This window comes from Mycobacterium sp., assembly GCF_004298145.1.
Classification (GTDB): domain Bacteria; phylum Actinomycetota; class Actinomycetes; order Mycobacteriales; family Mycobacteriaceae; genus Mycobacterium.
Genome location: NZ_SCRH01000052.1, coordinates 17,027 through 36,061 on the forward strand (window position 1 = coordinate 17,027; position 19,035 = coordinate 36,061).

At 68.8% G+C, this 19,035-nt stretch carries 20 protein-coding genes; 14 read left to right on the plus strand and 6 right to left on the minus strand.

Features of this window, described 5'->3' with window-relative positions:
* Positions 1 to 3: 3 nt before the first annotated feature.
* Both EPN51_RS21615 and mhuD read right to left on the minus strand, forming a co-directional pair.
* Entirely contained in the window at positions 4 to 1,377 is a 1,374-nt protein-coding gene (locus EPN51_RS21615; RefSeq protein ID WP_293046725.1) for a class A beta-lactamase-related serine hydrolase, read from the minus strand.
* Entirely contained in the window at positions 1,352 to 1,672 is a 321-nt protein-coding gene (mhuD, locus tag EPN51_RS21620; RefSeq protein WP_293046727.1) for a mycobilin-forming heme oxygenase MhuD, read from the minus strand. The genes EPN51_RS21615 and mhuD overlap by 26 nt, the downstream gene beginning before the upstream one ends.
* 61 nt (positions 1,673 to 1,733) lie before the next feature.
* Here mhuD and EPN51_RS21625 point away from each other — a divergent pair, with 61 nt between their 5' ends.
* The 8 genes from EPN51_RS21625 (at position 1,734) to EPN51_RS21660 (ending at position 9,980) form a co-directional block, all read left to right on the plus strand.
* Positions 1,734 to 2,504, plus strand: coding sequence for an alpha/beta hydrolase (locus EPN51_RS21625; protein WP_293046728.1), 771 nt, complete (start codon positions 1,734 to 1,736; stop codon positions 2,502 to 2,504).
* Between the two features lie 105 nt (positions 2,505 to 2,609).
* Positions 2,610 to 2,945 (plus strand): lsr2/espR transcriptional regulator, encoded by a 336-nt coding sequence (locus EPN51_RS21630; RefSeq protein WP_293046729.1) that lies wholly within the window; start codon positions 2,610 to 2,612, stop codon positions 2,943 to 2,945.
* 14 nt (positions 2,946 to 2,959) lie between these two features.
* Positions 2,960 to 3,439, plus strand: coding sequence for an oxidoreductase (locus EPN51_RS21635; protein ID WP_293046731.1), 480 nt, complete (start codon positions 2,960 to 2,962; stop codon positions 3,437 to 3,439).
* A gap of 68 nt (positions 3,440 to 3,507) precedes the next feature.
* A complete protein-coding gene (locus EPN51_RS21640) occupies positions 3,508 to 5,412 on the plus strand; it encodes a proton-conducting transporter membrane subunit (RefSeq protein WP_293046991.1) in 1,905 nt (634 codons plus the stop codon).
* A gap of 5 nt (positions 5,413 to 5,417) precedes the next feature.
* Positions 5,418 to 6,368, plus strand: a complete 951-nt coding sequence (locus EPN51_RS21645) for a respiratory chain complex I subunit 1 family protein (RefSeq protein WP_293046993.1) — start codon at positions 5,418 to 5,420, stop codon at positions 6,366 to 6,368.
* Complete coding sequence (locus EPN51_RS21650; RefSeq protein ID WP_293046733.1) at positions 6,365 to 7,027, plus strand: hypothetical protein; 663 nt, start codon at positions 6,365 to 6,367, stop codon at positions 7,025 to 7,027. The genes EPN51_RS21645 and EPN51_RS21650 overlap by 4 nt, the downstream gene beginning before the upstream one ends.
* Positions 7,027 to 8,505, plus strand: a complete 1,479-nt coding sequence (locus tag EPN51_RS21655; protein WP_293046734.1) for a proton-conducting transporter membrane subunit — start codon at positions 7,027 to 7,029, stop codon at positions 8,503 to 8,505. The genes EPN51_RS21650 and EPN51_RS21655 overlap by 1 nt, the downstream gene beginning before the upstream one ends.
* Complete coding sequence (locus EPN51_RS21660) at positions 8,502 to 9,980, plus strand: NADH-quinone oxidoreductase subunit C (protein WP_293046736.1); 1,479 nt, start codon at positions 8,502 to 8,504, stop codon at positions 9,978 to 9,980. Before EPN51_RS21655 ends, EPN51_RS21660 begins: the two co-directional genes overlap by 4 nt.
* A gap of 9 nt (positions 9,981 to 9,989) precedes the next feature.
* Here EPN51_RS21660 and EPN51_RS21665 read toward each other — a convergent pair whose 3' ends face one another.
* Positions 9,990 to 10,901, minus strand: coding sequence for an A/G-specific adenine glycosylase (locus EPN51_RS21665; RefSeq protein ID WP_293046737.1), 912 nt, complete (start codon positions 10,899 to 10,901; stop codon positions 9,990 to 9,992).
* Between EPN51_RS21665 and EPN51_RS21670 the strand changes: the two genes are divergently transcribed.
* Together EPN51_RS21670 and EPN51_RS21675 are read left to right on the plus strand one after the other, a co-directional pair.
* Positions 10,900 to 11,517, plus strand: coding sequence for a carbonic anhydrase (locus EPN51_RS21670; RefSeq protein ID WP_293046739.1), 618 nt, complete (start codon positions 10,900 to 10,902; stop codon positions 11,515 to 11,517). The two genes, EPN51_RS21665 and EPN51_RS21670, sit on opposite strands and share 2 nt — an antisense overlap.
* A gap of 134 nt (positions 11,518 to 11,651) precedes the next feature.
* Positions 11,652 to 12,458: a hypothetical protein gene (locus tag EPN51_RS21675; RefSeq protein WP_293046740.1), complete on the plus strand. Its 807-nt coding sequence runs from the start codon at positions 11,652 to 11,654 to the stop codon at positions 12,456 to 12,458.
* A 16-nt stretch (positions 12,459 to 12,474) separates the two neighbouring features.
* On the opposite strand, the gene disA is transcribed toward EPN51_RS21675, so the two are convergent.
* Genes disA through EPN51_RS21690 form a run of 3 tightly spaced genes read right to left on the minus strand, consistent with a single transcriptional unit; the run spans position 12,475 to position 15,593 of the window.
* Positions 12,475 to 13,557, minus strand: coding sequence for a DNA integrity scanning diadenylate cyclase DisA (gene disA, locus EPN51_RS21680; protein ID WP_293046742.1), 1,083 nt, complete (start codon positions 13,555 to 13,557; stop codon positions 12,475 to 12,477).
* A 16-nt stretch (positions 13,558 to 13,573) separates the two neighbouring features.
* Positions 13,574 to 14,974, minus strand: a complete 1,401-nt coding sequence (gene radA, locus EPN51_RS21685; protein ID WP_293046743.1) for a DNA repair protein RadA — start codon at positions 14,972 to 14,974, stop codon at positions 13,574 to 13,576.
* A gap of 49 nt (positions 14,975 to 15,023) precedes the next feature.
* Positions 15,024 to 15,593: a hypothetical protein gene (locus tag EPN51_RS21690; RefSeq protein ID WP_293046745.1), complete on the minus strand. Its 570-nt coding sequence runs from the start codon at positions 15,591 to 15,593 to the stop codon at positions 15,024 to 15,026.
* Between the two features lie 288 nt (positions 15,594 to 15,881).
* Between EPN51_RS21690 and carD the strand changes: the two genes are divergently transcribed.
* The 4 genes from carD to cysS are packed head-to-tail and all read left to right on the plus strand — an operon-like array spanning position 15,882 to position 19,026.
* Positions 15,882 to 16,370: an RNA polymerase-binding transcription factor CarD gene (gene carD / locus EPN51_RS21695; protein ID WP_007166539.1), complete on the plus strand. Its 489-nt coding sequence runs from the start codon at positions 15,882 to 15,884 to the stop codon at positions 16,368 to 16,370.
* Positions 16,371 to 16,386: 16 nt separating this feature from the next.
* The gene (ispD, locus tag EPN51_RS21700) at positions 16,387 to 17,082 is read left to right on the plus strand and encodes a 2-C-methyl-D-erythritol 4-phosphate cytidylyltransferase (RefSeq protein WP_293046806.1); all 696 of its coding nucleotides are present in this window, start codon (positions 16,387 to 16,389) and stop codon (positions 17,080 to 17,082) included.
* Positions 17,083 to 17,087: 5 nt separating this feature from the next.
* Positions 17,088 to 17,567: a 2-C-methyl-D-erythritol 2,4-cyclodiphosphate synthase gene (gene ispF / locus EPN51_RS21705; RefSeq protein WP_293046995.1), complete on the plus strand. Its 480-nt coding sequence runs from the start codon at positions 17,088 to 17,090 to the stop codon at positions 17,565 to 17,567.
* Positions 17,568 to 17,616: 49 nt separating this feature from the next.
* On the plus strand, positions 17,617 to 19,026 hold the full coding sequence (gene cysS / locus EPN51_RS21710) for a cysteine--tRNA ligase (protein WP_293046808.1): 1,410 nt from the start codon (positions 17,617 to 17,619) through the stop codon (positions 19,024 to 19,026).
* Positions 19,027 to 19,035 lie beyond the last annotated feature (9 nt).

The window sequence follows — 19,035 nt, forward strand, 5'->3', positions numbered from 1 at the left end:
CCGTCAGCGCGGCGCGATCAGCGCGAAGGCCTGTTTGGCGACCTGCAGCATCCAGCCGGTCACGGTCGGCCCATGATCGCGCGGCCAGTTCAGCTGAAAGCTGACCACCCACGGCTGCCGCGTCTTGTCGACGGCATACCAGCTAAACGTCAAATCGCCCGGCAGGCCACCGGCTTTCGCGCCGATGTAGGGCCACACCTTGTGGTCCAGCTGGATACCGGAGACCGCGGAGAGGATCTCTCGCACCGGCGCGGCCGCGCCGACGGCGTCGTCCTGCAGCGCCGCATGGACTCGGCAGATGTCCTCGGCGTTGCCGTACCACTCCGCGCCGTAAGAGGATGCCGGCGAGTGAGCGCGCGTCGGATCCGGGTCATACGGCGTGGAGTTCGCCTGCTCGAGCAGCTGGGCTCGGACTTGCGGGGATCCGTGCTCCCATTGGCCGCGCAGGTCCGGTCTGCCCCAGCCGACCGAGAACAGCTCGTACATGGTGGGGAAGGGAGTCATGCTGGCCGGGTCGTGATGGCCGGCCGTGGCGAGCGCCTCGGAGATGGCGTTCGTGCCCATTTTTCCGATCAGCAGGTCGGTTGCCATGTTGTCGCTGGTGGCGATCATCTTCTCGGCGGCCGTGCGAACCGAGACGTGGGCACCGGTGGGCAGCGCCAAGCCCGACGACCCGACGGCGCGGCTCTTGTCCGTGACGGTCAGCTGGTCGTCCCAGGACACCGTTCCGTTCTTGATGGCACCGGCCAGAGCGTGCAACACGTACAGCTTGAAAATCGATGCCAGGGGCAGAGATTCGCGAGTGTTGGTGCCCGCCACCGGGTTGCAGTGGCGTTGAACGGACGGGTTGACCTTGGCGACCTGGTAGGAGTAGCGGGCGCCGGTCTTGCTCAACACCGCGTCGATATCGTGCCACGACCTGACCGGCGGCGCCTGGGTGTCCAGGTCGAACCGGTCCACCCACCCGCCGTCGTCGGTGTGGATCCGGATGTCTTGCCGGGCACCGTAGGAAGACGTCAGGTGCAGGGTGGCGACGCTCGCGCCGATGTCGACACCGTCAAGGGTGAACGGGCGATCCCACCACAGCGCCTCCATGGTGGTTTCCACCGACTCGACCTTGTCGGGCACCGCCAGCGTGCGGACTCCGACCGGTCCGATGGGCCAGTCCGAATTGAGCATGTCCAACGTCTGCTGGGCCCGAATGCCGGGCGGGGTGCGGGTGTCGATCTGTCGCCCCGGGTTCGCCGCATTCGCCTGCGGCGACGGGGAGGGGGCGCAACCGGGCGCCAGTGTCACTACCAATGCGGTGGCGGCGCTCAGCGCCAGTGCGCGGCGCCAGGCCGACCGCCCGCTAGCCAGCCTGCTTGTTTGCGGCAACGTCCAGCACAACCTCGAATTCCAGCAGCGACGCCCCGGTCGCCACCGGGTTGGCCCGATGGCCGGCGTGAGCTTCGATGGCGGGACCCTTGGCCCACGCCTGGAACGCCTCGTCGGACTCCCAGTGCGTCACCACGAAGTAGCGGTCCTCGCCCTGGATCGGGCGCAGCAACTGGAAGCCGAGGAAGCCGGGCTGATTCTCCACCGCATGCGCGCGGTGGGCGAACCGCTTCTCCAGTTCGGGGCCGGCGTCGGCGGGAACTTCGATTGCGTTGATCTTCACCACTGGCGGCATGCCGCTAGGCTACCCCGCCCCCCGCACCTTTCAACGAGGGCGGTCCACGCAAGATGGTGACATGCCCAGCGAACTGTTGACCCGTCACGGGGGACGCGGCGAGCCATTGGTGCTGGCGCATGGGCTGATGGGGCGGGGAACCACGTGGACGCGTCAGCTGCCGTGGCTGACCCGCCTGGGCACCGTCTACAGCTACGACGCGCTATGGCACCGGGGTCGCGGCGTCGACGATCCGCACCCGATCAGCACCGAACGGTTCGTGGCAGACCTGGGCGACGCGGTCAGTGCGTTGGGCGCGCGGGTCAGGATCGTCGGGCATTCGATGGGCGCCCTGCACGCGTGGTGCCTGGCCGCCGAGCGCCCCGAGCTGGTTTCCGCCCTGGTGCTCGAGGACATGGCGCCGGATTTCCGCGGCCGCACCACCGGACCGTGGGAGCCCTGGCTGCATGCACTTCCGGTCGAATTCGATTCCGCCGAGCAGGTATTCGCCGAATTCGGGCCCGTCGCCGGGCGGTATTTCCTGGAGGCGTTCGACCGCACCGAAACCGGTTGGCGGCTGCACGGACACACCTCGCGATGGCTCGAGATCGCCGCGGAATGGGGCACCCGGGACTACTGGGCGCAGTGGCGGGCGGTGCGCGTCCCGGCGCTGCTCATCGAGGCCGGTAACTCGGTCACACCCCCGGGACAGATGCAAGAAATGTTCGAAACCGGCACCGCGGCAATGTATTTGCGGGTTTCGCAAGCCGGCCACCTGATCCACGACGAAGCGCCCGGGGAATACCGCGAAGCGGTGGAGGCTTTCCTGGCCGCGCCGGATCGGCGGCGCTGATCACAGCTGGGACGTCGGTGCCCGAGATGAAGACCGCAACAACATCTGATAACTTCTTCAATTGTTCGAATCAAGAAATTATGTAGTTGTCAGGAGATTGGCGCCGTGTCGGAGCCGTTGTACAAGCTCAAGGCCGAGTTCTTCAAGACGTTGGGGCATCCGGCGCGGATCAGGATTCTCGAGCTGTTGGTGGCGGCCGACAAGTCGGTCGGCGAGCTGTTGCCCGAGGTTGGCCTGGAATCGTCGAATCTGTCGCAGCAGCTGGGTGTGCTGCGCCGGGCCGGCGTGGTCGACGCGCTGCGGGACGGCAACACCATGATCTACTCGATCGCCTCGCCGGACATTGCCGAGCTGCTGCTGGTGGCGCGCAAGGTTCTCAGCGGGGTGCTCAGCGATCGCGTCGCGGTGTTGGAGGACCTGCGCGCCGGTGGCGCGGAGTAGGGCGGAGCAGGTCAGTGGGCTGGATCGGCAAGGTCCTGCGGGTGGGCCGGATCACCGAACCCGCCGCACCCGCACCGGACGAGTCGATGAAACCGATTGCCGAAGTGCGGGGTTCGGTTCAGGTCCGGCATGTCGACGCGGGTTCGTGCAATGGATGCGAAGTGGAGATCTCCGGCGCGTTCGGACCGGTGTACGACGTCGAGCGGTTCGGGGCGCGCCTGGTGGCGTCGCCCCGCCACGCGGATGCGCTGCTGGTGACCGGCGTCGTGACACGCAACATGGCCGGACCACTACAGACCACGGTCGCCGCCACGCCGCGCCCCCGTCGGGTGATTGCCTGTGGCGACTGTGCCCTGAACCGGGGCGTCTTCAAAGACGCCTATGGCGTCGTCGGGGCGGTTGCCGATGTGGTGCCCGTCGACGTGGAGATCCCGGGATGTCCACCGACCCCGAGCCAGATCGTCGCCGCGCTGAGGTCGGTGACCGGCAAGTGACCGCAGAACTGCCGACCAGCGAGGCGACCGGGCCGGAGCTGGTGCGCCGCAGCGACTTCGGGCCCGCGCTGGCGGGTACCCTGACATCGCTGCTTGGTGCCGGCGGCGTATGGACGGGCCTGCTGGGAATGTTCGGCACGGTTCGTGCGGTTCACATCGGCTGGTTGCTTCCGCTGTCCGGGGTCCAGCTGGATCTGGATCCGCTGGGCGGGTTCTTCATGTCGATCGCGGGGGCGGTCGCGGTCGCGGTCGGTGTTTACGTGATCGGGTATGCCCGGCACGGGCAGCTGAGCCGGGTCACGCTGACCGCATTGCCGGTGTTCGTCGCGGCGATGCTGCTGGTGCCCGCCGCGGGGGCGGCGACGACGTTTTTGTTCGCGTGGGAATTGATGGCGGTCGCGTCATTGGTGCTGGTGCTGGCTGAGCACACCCGTCCGGAGGTTCGCTCCGCCGCGCTGGTGTACGCCGTGATGACCCAGTTGGGTTTCGTGTCGATCCTGGTTGGGTTGGTGGTGCTGGCAGCCGCCGGCGGCGCGGACCGATTCGCCGATTTGCACCGGATCTCGCCGGGCACCGCCACCGCGGTCTTTGTTTTGACAGTGGCCGGGTTCGGGTCGAAGGCCGGTCTGGTGCCGTTGCACGCGTGGTTGCCGCGCGCTCACCCGGAAGCGCCCAGCCCGGTGTCGGCGCTGATGAGCGCGGCGATGGTCAACCTCGGGGTGTACGGCATCTGCCGGATCGATCTGCAGCTGCTCGGACCGGGGCCACGCTGGTGGGGACTCACCCTGATGGCGGTCGGTGCGGTCTCCGCGCTCTACGGCGTGGTGCAAGCGTCGGTGGCCACGGATCTCAAACGGCTACTGGCGTATTCGACAACCGAGAATCTCGGCTTGATCACACTCGCGTTGGGGGCCGCGACCCTGTTCGCGGCGTCCGGCGCCACCGGGCCCGCCGCGATCGCCGCGGCCGCGGCCATGCTGCACCTGATAGCGCACGCGGCGTTCAAGAGTCTCGGATTTCTGGCGGCCGGGTCGGTACTGGAAGCGACGGGGCTGCGTGACCTCGATCGGTTGGGTGGTCTGGCCCGCCGAATGCCGGCGACCACCATCCTGTTCGGGGTGGCCGCGCTCGGGGCATGTGGGCTGCCGCTCGGGGCGGGGTTCCTCAGCGAGTGGTTGCTGGTGCAGTCGCTGATCCACACGGCTTCCGGCCACGCCACCCTCCTGGCTTTGACCACGCCGCTGGCCGTGGGTGCCGTCGCACTCACCACCGGTCTGGGCGTGGCGGCGATGGTCAAGGCGTTCGGGATCGGGTTTCTGGCACGGCCGCGCAGCGACGGGGCCGCCCGCGCGCGTGAGGCGGCGCCCAGCATGGTGGCCGGTATGGTCTTCGCGGCGGCCGCCTGTGTGGTTCTCGCGCTGGTGCCCTCGGTTGTCGCGCCCGCACTGCGCCGGGCGCTCGCCGCGCTACCCGCGGCGCGGGCGGCGCAGTTCACCGATTTCGGCACCCTGGTGCGGCTGCCCGGTTTGCAGGGGTCGGTAGCGCCCGGGATCATCGCCGCCGCGTTGGGCGTGGCCGCGCTGACCGTGGCCGCGCTCGCGCAATGGCGTAGGCGGATTCGGCCCGAACCCGCTGATTTACCGCTATGGGCGTGTGGCGCAGACGGTCTCACCGCCCGCATGCAATACACCGCAACCTCTTTCGCCGAACCGTTGCAGCGAGTCTTCGACGACGTGTTGCGGCCCGACACCGATATCGAGATCACGCACGCCGCCGAGTCGAGGTATTTCGCCGAGAAGATCGTCTATCGCACCCGCATCGCCGATGCGATAGAGGAACGCTTCTATTCGCCGGTGCTGCAGATGGTGGCGACCGCCGCGGCTATGGTGCGGCGCGCCCACACCGGCAGCGTCCACCTGTATTTGGCTTACGGTGCGCTCGGCGTCCTGACAGTGCTGGTGGTCGCTCGATGAACGGGTTGTCCTACGCCGCGGGTTCGGTGCAGCTCGGCGCGGTGGTCGCCGGTTCCCCGCTCGTGGTGGGCCTGACCCGGCAGGTGCGGGCCCGCTGGGAGGGACGCGTCGGTGCGGGCATCCTGCAGCCGTGGCGTGACATCGTGAAACAGCTTGGCAAGCAACAGATCAAACCGCTCGGCACGACGGTGGTGTTCGCGGCCGCCCCCGTCCTGGTCGCCGCGTCGACGCTGCTGGTCGCCGCGATCGCACCGCTCGTCGCGACCGGATCGCCGCTGGACACCAGCGCCGACTTGGTTGCCGTCGTCGGCCTGCTGTTCTTGGGCACCGTGGCGTTGACCCTGGCCGGAATCGACACCGGCACCTCGTTCGGCGGCATGGGGGCCAGTCGCGAGATCACCATCGCCGCGTTGGTCGAGCCCACCATCTTGCTCGCGGTCTTCGCGCTCTCCATCCCGGCGGGGTCAGCCAATCTCGGTGCGCTGGTTGCACATACCATCGCCCATCCCGGTGAGGCGGTGTCACTGGCCGCAGTGCTGGCCTTCGTCGCCCTGGTGATCGTGATCGTCGCCGAGACCGGGCGCCTTCCGGTGGATAACCCGGCAACTCACCTCGAGCTGACAATGGTCCACGAGGCGATGGTCCTGGAATACGCCGGTCCCCGCCTGGCTTTGGTCGAGTGGGCGGCCGGCATGCGTCTGACCGTGCTGCTGGCGCTGTTGGCCAACCTGTTCGCGCCGTGGGGTATCGCGGGCAGCGGGTCCGGCGCGGTCGACCTTGTCATCGGCTTTGCGGCGGTGGCCGCGAAGGTCGCCGTCCTGGCAGGTGTCCTGGCCACCGTCGAGCTATTCATGGCCAAGCTTCGGCTCTTCCGGGTGCCCGAATTGCTGGCCGGGTCATTCGTGTTGGCGTTGCTCGCGGTGATCGCCGCCAACTTCTTCGGGGCGCCGGCATGACGTCCAACACGTTTGCCGTACTCGTCGACTTCGCGGCCGGAGGGGTGATCTTGGTCGCCGTGTTGGTCGTGTGGCGCCGCGATCTGGGCGCCATCGTGCACCTGCTGGCGTGGCAGGGAGTCGCCCTATCGGCAATCCCCATCCTGCGCGGTGTGTACACCCGCGATGCCGCACTTATCGCCGTCGGCCTGGCGGTCTTCGCGTTACGGGCGGTGATACTGCCGCGGCTGCTGGCTCGCGCGGCCGGCGCCACGCCGGATCGTCACCGCGAGGCCACGCCGTTGGTCAACACCGCGACATCGCTGCTGATCACCGCCGCCTTGACGCTGGTGGCGTTCGCCGCCACGCGTTCCCTGGTGAACCTGCAGCCGGGGGCCACCACCACCGCGGTCCCGGCCGCTTCCGCGGCGGTCCTCATCGCGCTGCTCGTCATGGTCACGCGGCGGCATGCGGTGTCGCAGGCCGCTGGATTCCTCATGCTGGACAACGGGATTGCCGCCACCGCCTTCTTGCTCACTGCGGGCGTGCCCCTCATCGTCGAACTCGGCGCCTCCCTGGACATCCTTTTCGCGCTTCTCGTGATCGGCGTGTTGACCGGGCGCCTGACCGGTGCCTTCGGCGGCGCCGACCTCGACGCACTGCAGGAGTTGCACGACTGATGACCGGTTTACTTCTCGCCGCGATCCTCACCCCGATTGCCGCGTCGATCGCGACCTTGATCGGCGGGTGGCGTCGGGCAACCGCGGCCCTGACCGTGCTCTCGGCGGCAACGGTTTTGGCGTGTGGGGTGGCGCTGGGTTGCGGTGTCGGGTCCGGGACCCGGCTCGTCCTGGGTGGCCTGCTGCGGGTGGACGCGCTGAGCGTCACCATGCTGATCGTCATCGGAACCGTTGCCACACTGGCGACGTGGGCCAGCATCGGTTACATCGACACCGAACTCGCTCACGGCCACACCGACGCGCGCGGCGCGCGAACGTACGGCGTGTTGACCGCGGCATTTCTGGCGGCGATGGTTGTCGCGGTGGGCGCCAACAACATTGGAGTCATCTGGGTCGCAATTGAAGCCACCACGGTGATCACCGCCTTTCTGGTCGGGCATCGCCGCACCCGTACGGCGCTCGAAGCGACCTGGAAATACGTCGTCATCTGCTCGGTCGGTATCGCGATCGCTTTTCTGGGGACCGTGCTGCTGTATTACGCCGCCGAGCACGCCGGCGCCCCTGCCGCCGCGGCACTGAACCTGGACGCGTTGGCTGCGCACGCGGCGAACCTTGATTCCGGTGTCGCGCGACTGGCCAGCGGGTTGCTACTGATCGGATACGGCGCCAAGGCCGGGCTTTTCCCGTTCCACACCTGGCTGGCCGACGCTCACAGCCAGGCCCCGGCGCCCGTTTCGGCGCTGATGAGCGGGGTGCTGCTGTCGGTCGCCATCTCGGTGCTGGTACGCATCAAACCGATCATCGACACGGCGACCGGGGCTGCCTTCATGCGGTCGGGCCTACTGGTGATCGGACTGGCGACGCTGGTCATCGCTGCCCTGATGCTGACCGTGACACCCGACATCAAACGCATGCTCGCCTACTCCTCGATGGAGAACATGGGCCTGATCGCGATCGCCGCGGCCGCCGGTACCACGCTGGCGATCGCCGCACTGCTGCTGCACGTGCTCGCGCACGGGATCGGGAAGACGGTGTTGTTCCTGGCCAGCGGCCAGTTGCAGGCGGCGCACAATTCCACCGCCATCGCCGACATCACCGCCGTGCTGCGGCGCTCCCGCGTAATAGGTTTGTCCATCGCCGTCGGTGTCATCGTGTTGCTCGGGTTGCCGCCGTTCGCGATGTTCGCCAGCGAACTGGCTATCGCCCGATCCCTCGCCGATGCGCGGCTGACCTGGGTTCTGGGTGCGGGCATGCTCGCGATCGCGATCGGCTTTGCCGCGCTGGTGCGCAACTCGGGCCGTATCCTGCTCGGCAGCGTGACCGACGCATCGGGGATGGCACCGAAAATCGTTGTGCCGGAAACGATCGCCGCGGCATTACTTCTCGGTGTCGCGGCATCGATAGCCCTCGGGGTAACCGCCGGTCCGCTCGCCGGCCTGTTCACCTCCGCAGCGAGGATCGTCGGGGCATCGCCGTGAACCATGACTTCACCCGGCACAGGCTGTCGCAGGACGAGCTGGCCAACGTGTCGGAGCAGCTGTTGGACGACGGATTTCGACTGGGCCTGGTGGCCGCACATGACGACGACAGCGTTCTCCGCATCATCTACCTGTTTCTCGCCGGCGCGCCGGACCGTCGTATCGAACTGGAATGCGTTGTGCCAAGTCATGACCCGGCGGTGCGCTCGCTGGCGTACCTGTCGTTTCCGGCCGGCCGGTTCGAGCGCGAGATGGCGGATTTGTACGGGATTCGACCCGTCGGACATCCCAAGTTGCGGCGGCTGGTGCGCCATGCGCACTGGCCGCAGCATTGGCACCCCATGCGCGGGGCCGCCGCACCGCCTCCGGAATTCGCAGGTGCCGGCCACTTTCCGTTCGTCACCGTCGAGGGGCCGGGGGTCTATGAAATCCCGGTGGGGCCGGTGCACGCGGGACTGATCGAGCCGGGCCATTTCCGCTTCTCGGTCGCCGGCGAAACCATCGTGCGCCTCAAGGCCCGGCTTTGGTTCGTCCACCGGGGCCTGGAAAAGCTGTTCGAACACCGCCCGGCCGACGGTGCGGTCGAGCTGGCCGAACGGGTCAGCGGTGACACCTCCGCTGCCCACGCACTCGCCCACAGCCTTGCCGTCGAAGACGCGCTCGGCGTGGAGGTTCCCGACGAGGCGCACCGGCTGCGGGCTCTGCTCGTCGAGCTGGAACGCCTCTACAACCACGTCACCGACCTGGGCGCACTCGCCAACGACGTCGGATTCGGGCTGGCCAACGTGCACGCTCAACGCATTCGCGAACAACTGCTGCGGCTCAACGCGTCGGTCACCGGGCATCGGCTGCTGCGCGGCGCTGTCCGCCCTGGTGGGGTCGCGGTGAAGGCGCTGCCCGACGCCGGCCTGTTGCGCGCTATTGCAGCCGACGTCGCCGAGGTGGCCGAACTGACCCTGCGTAACTCCCTCGTATACGACAGGTTCGCTGGCACCGCCGTGCTGCCCCGCGAGGACGCTGAGGCCCTCGGCTGTCTGGGCTACGTTGCGCGGGCGAGCGGAGTGCATACCGACGCCCGGCTCGAGCACCCCACCACTGCGCTACCCGTCGTTGCGGCGCGATCCGACGCGGGTGACGTGCTGGCGCGCTACACGGTGCGGCATGAGGAATTCGCCGCGTCCACCGATATTGCGTGTCACCTGATCGAATCACATTCCGGCCCAAGCGAATACGCGGTGACCATGCCGACGCCGCGCCAGGGCCGCAGCGGGGTCGGCATCGTCGAGGGCTGGCGTGGCACCATCGTTCACCGGGTGGAAACCGACGCCGCCAACCGCATCACCCGCGCGAAAATCGTCGACCCGTCGTGGTTCAACTGGCCCGCGTTGCCGGTCGCGATGGCCGACACCATCGTTCCCGACTTCCCGTTGGCCAACAAAAGCTTCAACCAGTCCTACGCCGGCAATGACCTTTGAGAGCCGCCGCTACTCCTCGCCGGCCAACGCGAACCGGCCGTCGCGCGTCTGTGTCACCAGGCCGTCGGCGAGCAGCGAATACAGCGCACGGTCCCGCTGCGCGGTATCGGTCAGCCACGCCACATCCAGCTCCGCCCTGGTGGCCGGGGAATCCTTGGCGCGCAACACATCCAGCAAGCGGCCACGAACCTGCCGGTCCGTGCCGGCGTAGGTCTGCACGCGCCGCGGCGGCCCTTGCGGGGCGGGAAAGCCGGCGTGCCGCCACGCGCACCGGCCGAGCGGGCACAGTCCACATCGCGGTGTGCGCGCGGTGCACACCGTCGCCCCCAACTCCATCAGCGCGGCGGAGAATTCCGGTGCCGTTCCGTCATCCGGCAGCAGCGCGGACACGTCGGCGTGGTCGCGGGTCACCGACGGCGCGCCGGCGTCGGGCAGCCCGTGCACCACGCGCGCGACGACCCGGCGCACGTTGGTGTCCACCACCGGCACCGGCCGGCGATAGGCGAAGCAGGCGATGGCGCGCGCGGTGTAGCTGCCGACTCCGGGCAGTGTCAGCAGGGTGTCGACGTCGTCGGGAACGACGTCGTCGTGATCGCGCGCGATGACGGTGGCGCACTCATGCAAGCGCTTGGCCCGGCGCGGATAGCCCAGCTTGCCCCAGGCGCGCAACACATCCGCGGCACTGGCCGCGGCCGTCGCCGACGGGGTCGGCCAGCGCCGCACCCAATCCGGCCAGATCGGCAGCACCCGGGCCACCGGCGTTTGCTGCAGCATGAACTCGCTGACCAGGATCTGCCAGGCGCTGACCCCGGGATCCCGCCAGGGCAGATCGCGGCGCGACCGGGCGTACCAGTCGAGAACATTGGTGACTGATATGAATTCCGGGCCCGCCGCGGCGGGTTGCGGCACAATCTCTGGCATGCCTAACACCAGTCCGATAACCGCTTGGAAGTCACTCAAAGAGGGTAACGAGCGATTCGTCGCCGGTAAGCCGCAACATCCCAGCCAGAGCGTCGAGCACCGGGCCAGCCTGGCCACGGGGCAGAAGCCCACCGCGGTCGTGTTCGGCTGCGCCGACAGCCGGGTGGCCGCCGAGCTCATCTTCGACCAGGGCCTGGGCGACATGTTCGTGGTGCGCACCGCCGGGCAGGCCATCGATTCGGCGGTCCTCGGCTCCATCGAGTTCGGCGTGGCGGTGCTCGACGTGCCGCTCATCGTCGTGCTGGGTCACGACAGCTGCGGCGCCGTCAAGGCGGCCCTGGCCGCGATCGACGAGGGCACCATACCGGGCGGATTCCTGCGCGATGTGGTGGAGCGTGTGACGCCGTCGATCCTGATGGGCCGCAGTGAGGGTCTGAGCCGCGTGGACGAGTTCGAGGCACGACACGTACGCGAAACCGTGACGCAGCTCGTGTCGCGATCGACCACGATCGCCGAGCGGGTGGCCGCGGGCACGGTGGCGGTGGCCGGGGCCACCTACCACCTTGCCGATGGGCGGGCGGCGCTATGCCACCACGTTGGCGACATCGGTGAATAGCGGCGAATAGCGGCGAATAGGGGCCGAGTGCGGCCGCACTCGGCCCGCCACTAACACAGCGATTGACCGGCAAACCTGGCGACACGCCGGGGCGGGTCAACCAAATCGGTGTGACCTGGGCCTACGCTGCAAATGTGCTCGATCTGGAACCGCGGGGCCCGCTCCCTACCGAGATCTATTGGCGGCGCAGAGGCCTGGCCGTGGGCATCGCGGTCGTCGTGGTCGGGATCGTGGCCGCCGTCGTGATCGCGTTCATGGGGCATAGCACGGGAGCCAAGCCCGCCAGCGCCGACAAGCCGAACTCGGCTCAAAGCAAGCCGGGGGCGCCCGCGCCCCAGGCGCCTCCACCGGCGGGACCCGAGCGGCCCGCCCCGGGGGTGCCGCCGGCGCAGGGCCAGAACCCCGAGACGCCCACCCCCACCGCAGCGGTGCAGCCGCCGCCGGTGCTGAAGGAGGGCGATGACTGCCCCGATTCGACGCTGGCGGTCAAGGGCCTGACCAACGCGCCCCAATACTTCATCGGTGACCAGCCGAAGTTCACCATGGTCGTCACCAACATCGGGCTGGTCGCGTGCAAGCGCGACGTCGGGGCCGCGGTGCTGGCGGCCTACGTCTACTCGCTGGACAACAAGCGGTTGTGGTCGAACCTGGACTGCGCGCCGTCCAACGAGACGCTGATCAAGACCTTCACGCCGGGCGAGCAGGTGACCACCGCGGTGACGTGGACGGGCATGGGCTCGGCGCCGCACTGCCCGCTACCGCGACCGGCGATCGGGCCGGGCACCTACAACCTGGTCGTACAGCTGGGCAATCTGCGCTCGATGCCGGTTCCGTTCATCATGAACCAGCCCCCACCGCCGCCGGGTCCGGTGCCCGGGCCGGGTCAGCCCGGGGCCGTGCCGCAGCCGGAGGCGCCGCCGATGCCCCCGCCGGCCGGCTGAGCTTTTCCGGTTCCGCTCAGCTCAGGGAGTCGGTGATCGTCGACTCCGCCAGCTGCGACAACCCTTCCCGCACGTGGCGGGCCCACATCGCGCCGATGCCGTCGACCGATTGCAGGTCGCTGGCGCTGGCCGCCAGCACGTTCTGCAGCGTCCCGAAGGAGCGGACCAGTAGGTCGGCGTGGGCGAACTGCAGCCGGGGAATGCCGGCCAGCGCGCGGTAGCCGCGCGGGCTGACCGCCGAATCCTGTGCCTCCGTCGTCGTCGGATATCCGAAAACCTTTGCCAGAGCGGTGAAATCGAGCAGCTCGGTATCCGACAGCGCATCCAGCTCGTCGAGCGTCGCGGTCATCTGCGCTTCGGACAGCGGCTCCGGACTGGCGTGGTAATCCCGCACCATCAACCCCCGGGCGTTGTCGTTGCCGCCCAGCAGTTCGTCGAGCTGCAGCCGCAGCTGGCGCCCGTCGGTGCCCAGTTCGACCACGTCGTTGTCGATCACCTGGCCGATCCGCCGGACCAACTCGAGTCGCTGCACCACCGTCAGCACATCGCGCAGCGTGACGAAATCCTCGATCTCGCCCCGCGATAGTTGCCTGCTGACCTCGTCGAGCCTGATCTTGTACCGCTCCAGAGTGGCGATCGCCTGATTGGCCCGCGACAGGATGGTCGCCGAATCGGCCACCACGTGGCGCTCCCCGGCCACGTAGACGGTCACGATGTTCATCGAGTGGCTCACCGAGATCACCGGGTATCCGGTCTGGATCGCCGCCCGCTCCGCGGAACGGTGCCTGGTTCCCGACTCGTCGGTGGCGATCGACGGGTCCGGAACCAACTGCACGTTGGCCCGCACGATGCGGCTGCCGTCGGTGGACAGCACGACGGCGCCGTCCATCTTTGCCAGCTCGCGCAGCCGGGTCGGCGCGTAACGCACGTCCAGTGCGAAGCCGCCGTCGCAGATCGCTTCGACATTTTCGTCGTTGCCGAGCACGATCAGCGCGCCGGTACGGCCACGCAGGATGCGTTCCAGGCCGTCACGCAGCCCGGTACCCGGTGCCAGGCGGGCGACGGTCTCGCGCAGGGTCGGACGACTCACAGCGTGCATTCTGCGGCCCATCGCGTCACGCGTCCAGCCGGTGCGGCATTGCGAGCTTGCCGCCGCGGTGGTCGGCGATGTCGACCATGTGTTCCAGCGCCGCGACGATGGTGGGCGCGGTGAGCGCGCGCATGCCGCGCGGCACTCCCCGGCAGCCCGGCGGGATGAGCGCGATGGCGAACCCCTGGCGCGCGGCCTCGCTCAGCCGCCGCTCCATGCCGCTGACCCGCCGTAGGTCCCCGGCGAGTCCCACCTCGCCGATCATCACCGCCGTGGTGGGCAGCGGCAGATCGGCCAGCGCGGAAGCCAACGCGACCGCGACGGCCAGATCCGACGACGGGTCGGTCAGCCGCATGCCGCCGACGGTGGACAGGTAGATGTCGTTGGCCGCGATGGGTATTTTCGCGTGCTTTTCCAGAACCGCGGTGATCATCGCGGCCCGGGAATGGTCGATGCCGCTGACGGCGCGGCGCGGCGAGCCGGCCGACGGCGTGGCCAGCAGCGCCTGCACTTCGCCGATGAGCGGACGTTTCCCGTCGAGCGTCACCGTGATCGCGGTGCCGGGGACCGGCGCCGGGCGCTGATCCAGGAACAGGTTCGACGGGTCGGCGACCCCTTCGATCCCGTTGTCGTGCAACAGGAAACACCCGACCTCGTCGGCGGCGCCGAACCGGTTCTTGATCCCCCGGACCATCCGCAGCGAGCCGTTTCGGTCGCCCTCGAAGTGCAGGACCACGTCGACGAGGTGCTCGAGGGAACGCGGCCCGGCGATGGCCCCGTCCTTGGTGACGTGCCCGACGAGGATCAGCGCAACCCCATTGGCCTTGGCCGCGGCGGTCAGCGCCGAGGTCACCGCGCGTACCTGCGTGACGCCGCCGGCGACGCCGTCGGCCTCGGTGGTGGACATGGTTTGCACCGAGTCCACGATCACCAGCGCGGGCTTGACCGTGGCGATGTGCTCGAGCACCGTGTGCAGGTCGGATTCGGCGGCCAGGTACACCTCGTCACCGCCGCACCCGATGCGGTCGGCGCGCAGCCGGATCTGGCCGGCCGACTCCTCCCCGGAGATGTACAGGGCGCGGCGGCCGGATTCCGCCCACCGGTGCGCGACCTCGAGCAACAGCGTCGACTTGCCCACGCCCGGATCGCCCGCCAGCAGCGTGACCGAACCGGGCACCACGCCCCCGCCGAGCACCCGGTCGAGTTCGTCTACGCCCGTCGAGCGGTGCTGGCTGGTATTGGGCTCGATGGAAGTGATCGGCACGGCCCGCGACGCCGCCCGGCCGGCGCGGCGCCCGGCGACGGCACTGAGCACCGGGACCTCGTCAACGGTGCCCCAGGTGCCGCACTCGAGGCAGCGGCCGACCCACTTCGCGGTGACATGCCGGCATTCCGAGCAGCGGTATTGAGAGCGCGCGGTTGCCACGTGATGACGGTATCGAGCCGCTACGACAAGCCCCCGTCACGACAGGCGGTTACCCCGCGTGATTTTGCTCCGGCGCGATCAGACCGGCCGAAATCGGCACCGCCACGGTGGCCTGCCCGGCCTTCTCGAAATTGAACGTGAAGTGGTAGGTCAGGCCGTTCGAGATGGGCTTGGCCAGGGTCACGGTCGCCTTCGCCGCGGTGCTGGAATCGATCGGGCCCGGCGCCACCTTCTGGCCCTCGGGCGTGCCGATGAACAGCATCCCGCCGGCGGGCAACCGGGTGTCGCCGCTGACCGCCACTGTGCCGATGTCGCTGGTGATGCCGATCAGTCGATCGGAGGCACTCGGCGACTGGTTGACGGCCACCAGCACCAGGTCCACCGTTCGGCCCGGCTGGAGAAAGTCGCCCGTCTGCGTGGCCTGGATGCGGATGTCGCGCAACGCCACGTGGTTGAACGTGACCTTGTTGCCGTTGATCGCGGGTTCCTGCACCGCCATCTGCGAGACCTGACCGGCCCCGCAACCGCTGAGCAGGGCGGCCGCGACGGCCACCACGCCGGCGCCGGCGACCCGGGTCGCGAACGCGGGAAGGCCGAGGCGGATCTTGAAGCGGTTCACTCTCTCAAGCCTCCTGCTGGACCGGTTCCACCTATGCAACTATGCACAGTAGTAGCACCCCCTCGCGCGCGGTAGCGCGGGGCGCGGGACCAGCGCGGGAGCGCGGCGCCAGGGATTTCTGGGTCGCTCCCGACGCCGAACGAGGGCGTTGGTAATGTGCTGCACTGCACGACTTGCTCCCCATGTCAACCCCTAATCTGCGCGTGTTGTGCCCCTGACCTGCATCGTTGCTTCGCGCGTGGTTAGGCGGCCGTGCTAGGATGAAGTAACGAAAGGGGCTCGAATCAGATGATCTTCAAGGTCGGCGACACCGTTGTTTACCCACATCACGGTGCTGCTTTAGTCGAGGCGATCGAAACCCGGACGATCAAAGGGGAACAAAAAGAATATCTCGTCTTGAAGGTGGCGCAGGGCGACCTGACCGTTCGAGTTCCCGCCGATAACGCTGAGTACGTTGGCGTCCGCGACGTCGTCGGACAAGAAGGTCTCGACAAGGTGTTCCAGGTGTTGCGCGCTCCGCACACCGAAGAGCCGACGAACTGGTCGCGCCGCTACAAGGCCAATCTCGAAAAGCTTGCCTCCGGCGATGTCAACAAGGTGGCCGAGGTAGTACGCGATCTGTGGCGTCGCGACCAGGAGCGTGGCCTGTCCGCCGGCGAGAAGCGCATGCTGGCCAAGGCCCGCCAGATTCTGGTCGGTGAATTGGCGTTGGCGGAGAGCACCGACGACGCCAAGGCGGAGACCATCCTCGACGAGGTTCTGGCCGCCGCTTCCTGAAGGTCCTGACGCTTCGGTGGCCCCGGAGACGGGCAGCTCAGGCAACGTAATCGCCGTCGTACCGGCCGCAGGGTCGGGGGAACGGCTCGCCGCCGGAATTCCCAAGGCATTCTGCGAGCTTGCCGGCCGCACCCTGCTGGAGCGCGCCGTCGGTGGTTTGCTCGAATCCGGCGTGGTCGATCACGTTGTGGTGGCCGTCCCCGTCGACCGGATCGACGAGGCCAAGCGGGTCCTCGCCGATCGGGCCACTGTGGTGGCCGGCGGGCCCGACCGCACCCAATCCGTCAGCCTGGCCCTGGCGGCTCTCCCCGCGACCGCCGTGCCCGCCTTCGTGCTGGTGCACGACGCGGCGCGGGCGCTGACCCCTCCGGCGCTGATCACCCGCGTGGTGGAGGCCCTGCGGGCCGGCCACGACGCCGTCGTGCCCGCCCTGCGGCTGCATGACACCATCAAGGCCGTGGACGCCAACGGGGTGGTCCTGGGGACGCCGGAGCGGGCCGGGCTGCGTGCGGTGCAGACGCCGCAGGGGTTCGCCACCGAACTGCTGCTGCGCGCCTATCGGGCCGGCGCCGGTGCGGCCGGCTTCACCGACGACGCGTCGCTGGTCGAACATGTCGGCGGGCAGGTTCAGGTGGTCGACGGTGACCCGCTGGCGTTCAAAATCACCACCCAGCTCGATTTGTTGCTGGCCGACGCGATCGTGCGCCGGTGAACGGGATGCTTCCGCTGCCGCGGGTCGGCCTGGGCGTCGACGTGCACCCGATCGAACCGGGGCGGCCGTGCCGGCTGCTGGGCCTGCTGTTCGCCGACGCCGACGGCTGCGCCGGGCATTCCGACGGCGACGTGGGGGCGCACGCCCTCTGCGACGCGGTGCTGTCGGCGGCCGGGCTCGGCGATGTGGGCGCCGTGTTCGGGGTCGACGACCCGCGCTGGAAGGGCGTCAGCGGCGCGGACATGCTGCGCCACGTCGCCGGCCTCACGACGGGCGCAGGATTCCGGGTTTCCAACGCCGCCGTGCAGATCATCGGGAACCGGCCGAAGGTCGGTCCACGCCGCGCCGAGGCGCAGCGAGTGTTGTCGGAATTGTTGGGGGCGCCGGTATCGGTGTCCGCGACGACGACCGACGGGTTGGGGCTGACCGGACGCGGTGAGGGCCTGGCCGCCATCGCCACGGCACTGGTGGTCCCCACGGGCTAAGCGCGCACAGCGCCGGGCGCCGGGGAACTACCCGGTAAGCTGGCACGTCGTGACCGATCGCGCCCGCTTGCGGCTACACGACACGGCAGCCGGTGCTGTCCGTGATTTCGTTCCGCTGCGCGAGGGCCATGTCTCCATCTACCTGTGTGGTGCCACCGTCCAGGGCCTTCCGCACATCGGCCACGTCCGCAGCGGAGTGGCCTTCGACATCCTGCGCCGATGGCTGATCGCGCGCGGCTGCGATGTCGCCTTCATCCGCAACGTCACCGATATCGACGACAAGATCCTCACCAAGGCGGCCGCGGCGGGCAGGCCATGGTGGGAATGGGCGGCCACCTACGAACGCGCCTTCAGCGCTGCCTACGACGCCCTGGACGTCCTGCCGCCGTCGGCCGAACCGCGGGCCACCGGCCACGTCACCCAGATGGTCGAGTTGATGCAACGCCTGATCGAAACCGATCACGCGTATGCCGCCGGCGGGGACGTCTACTTCGACGTGCTCAGCTACCCGGAGTACGGGCGACTGTCCGGCCACAAGATCGACGACGTCCATCAGGGCGAAGGCGCGGCCACCTGCAAACGCGATCAGCGCGACTTCACCCTGTGGAAGGCGGCCAAGCCCGGCGAACCCTCCTGGCCCACACCGTGGGGCCGCGGGCGCCCCGGCTGGCATCTGGAATGCTCGGCGATGGCCCGCGCCTATCTGGGTACGGAATTCGATATCCATTGCGGCGGAATGGACTTGGTCTTCCCTCACCACGAGAACGAGATCGCCCAGAGCCGTGCCGCCGGCGATGGTTTCGCCCGCTACTGGCTGCACAACGGCTGGGTGACGATGGGCGGCGAGAAGATGAGCAAATCGCTGGGCAATGTGCTGGCCATCCCGGCGATGCTGCAGCGGGTGCGACCAGCCGAGCTGCGCTACTACCTGGGCAGCGCCCACTACCGCTCGATGCTGGAATTCTCCGACACCGCTCTGCAGGACGCGGTGAAAGCCTATGTGGGGGTTGAGGAATTCCTGCACCGGGTGCGGGTGCGGGTCGGCGCCGTCGAGCCCGGCGAATGGACGCCGCGGTTCGCCGAGGCCCTCAACGACGACCTGGCCGTGCCGGCCGCGCTCGCCGAGGTGCACCAGGCCCGCGCCGAAGGCAACCGCGCCCTGGACACCGGCGATCACGACGGCGCGCTGCAGCATGCCCGGGCGATCCGCGCGATGATGGGCATCCTGGGCTGTGACCCCCTCGACGAACGCTGGGAATCCCGCGACGAGACCTCGGCGGCGCTGGCCGCCGTCGACGTGCTGGTGCACGCGGAGCTGGAGAATCGGCAGAAGGCGCGCGAGCAGCGCAACTGGGCGCTCGCCGACGAGATCCGGGATCGGCTCAAGTACGCCGGCATCGAGGTCACCGATACCGCCGACGGGCCGCAGTGGTCGCTGCAGGCCGGTCCAGAACAGTAGGGGCCGAGT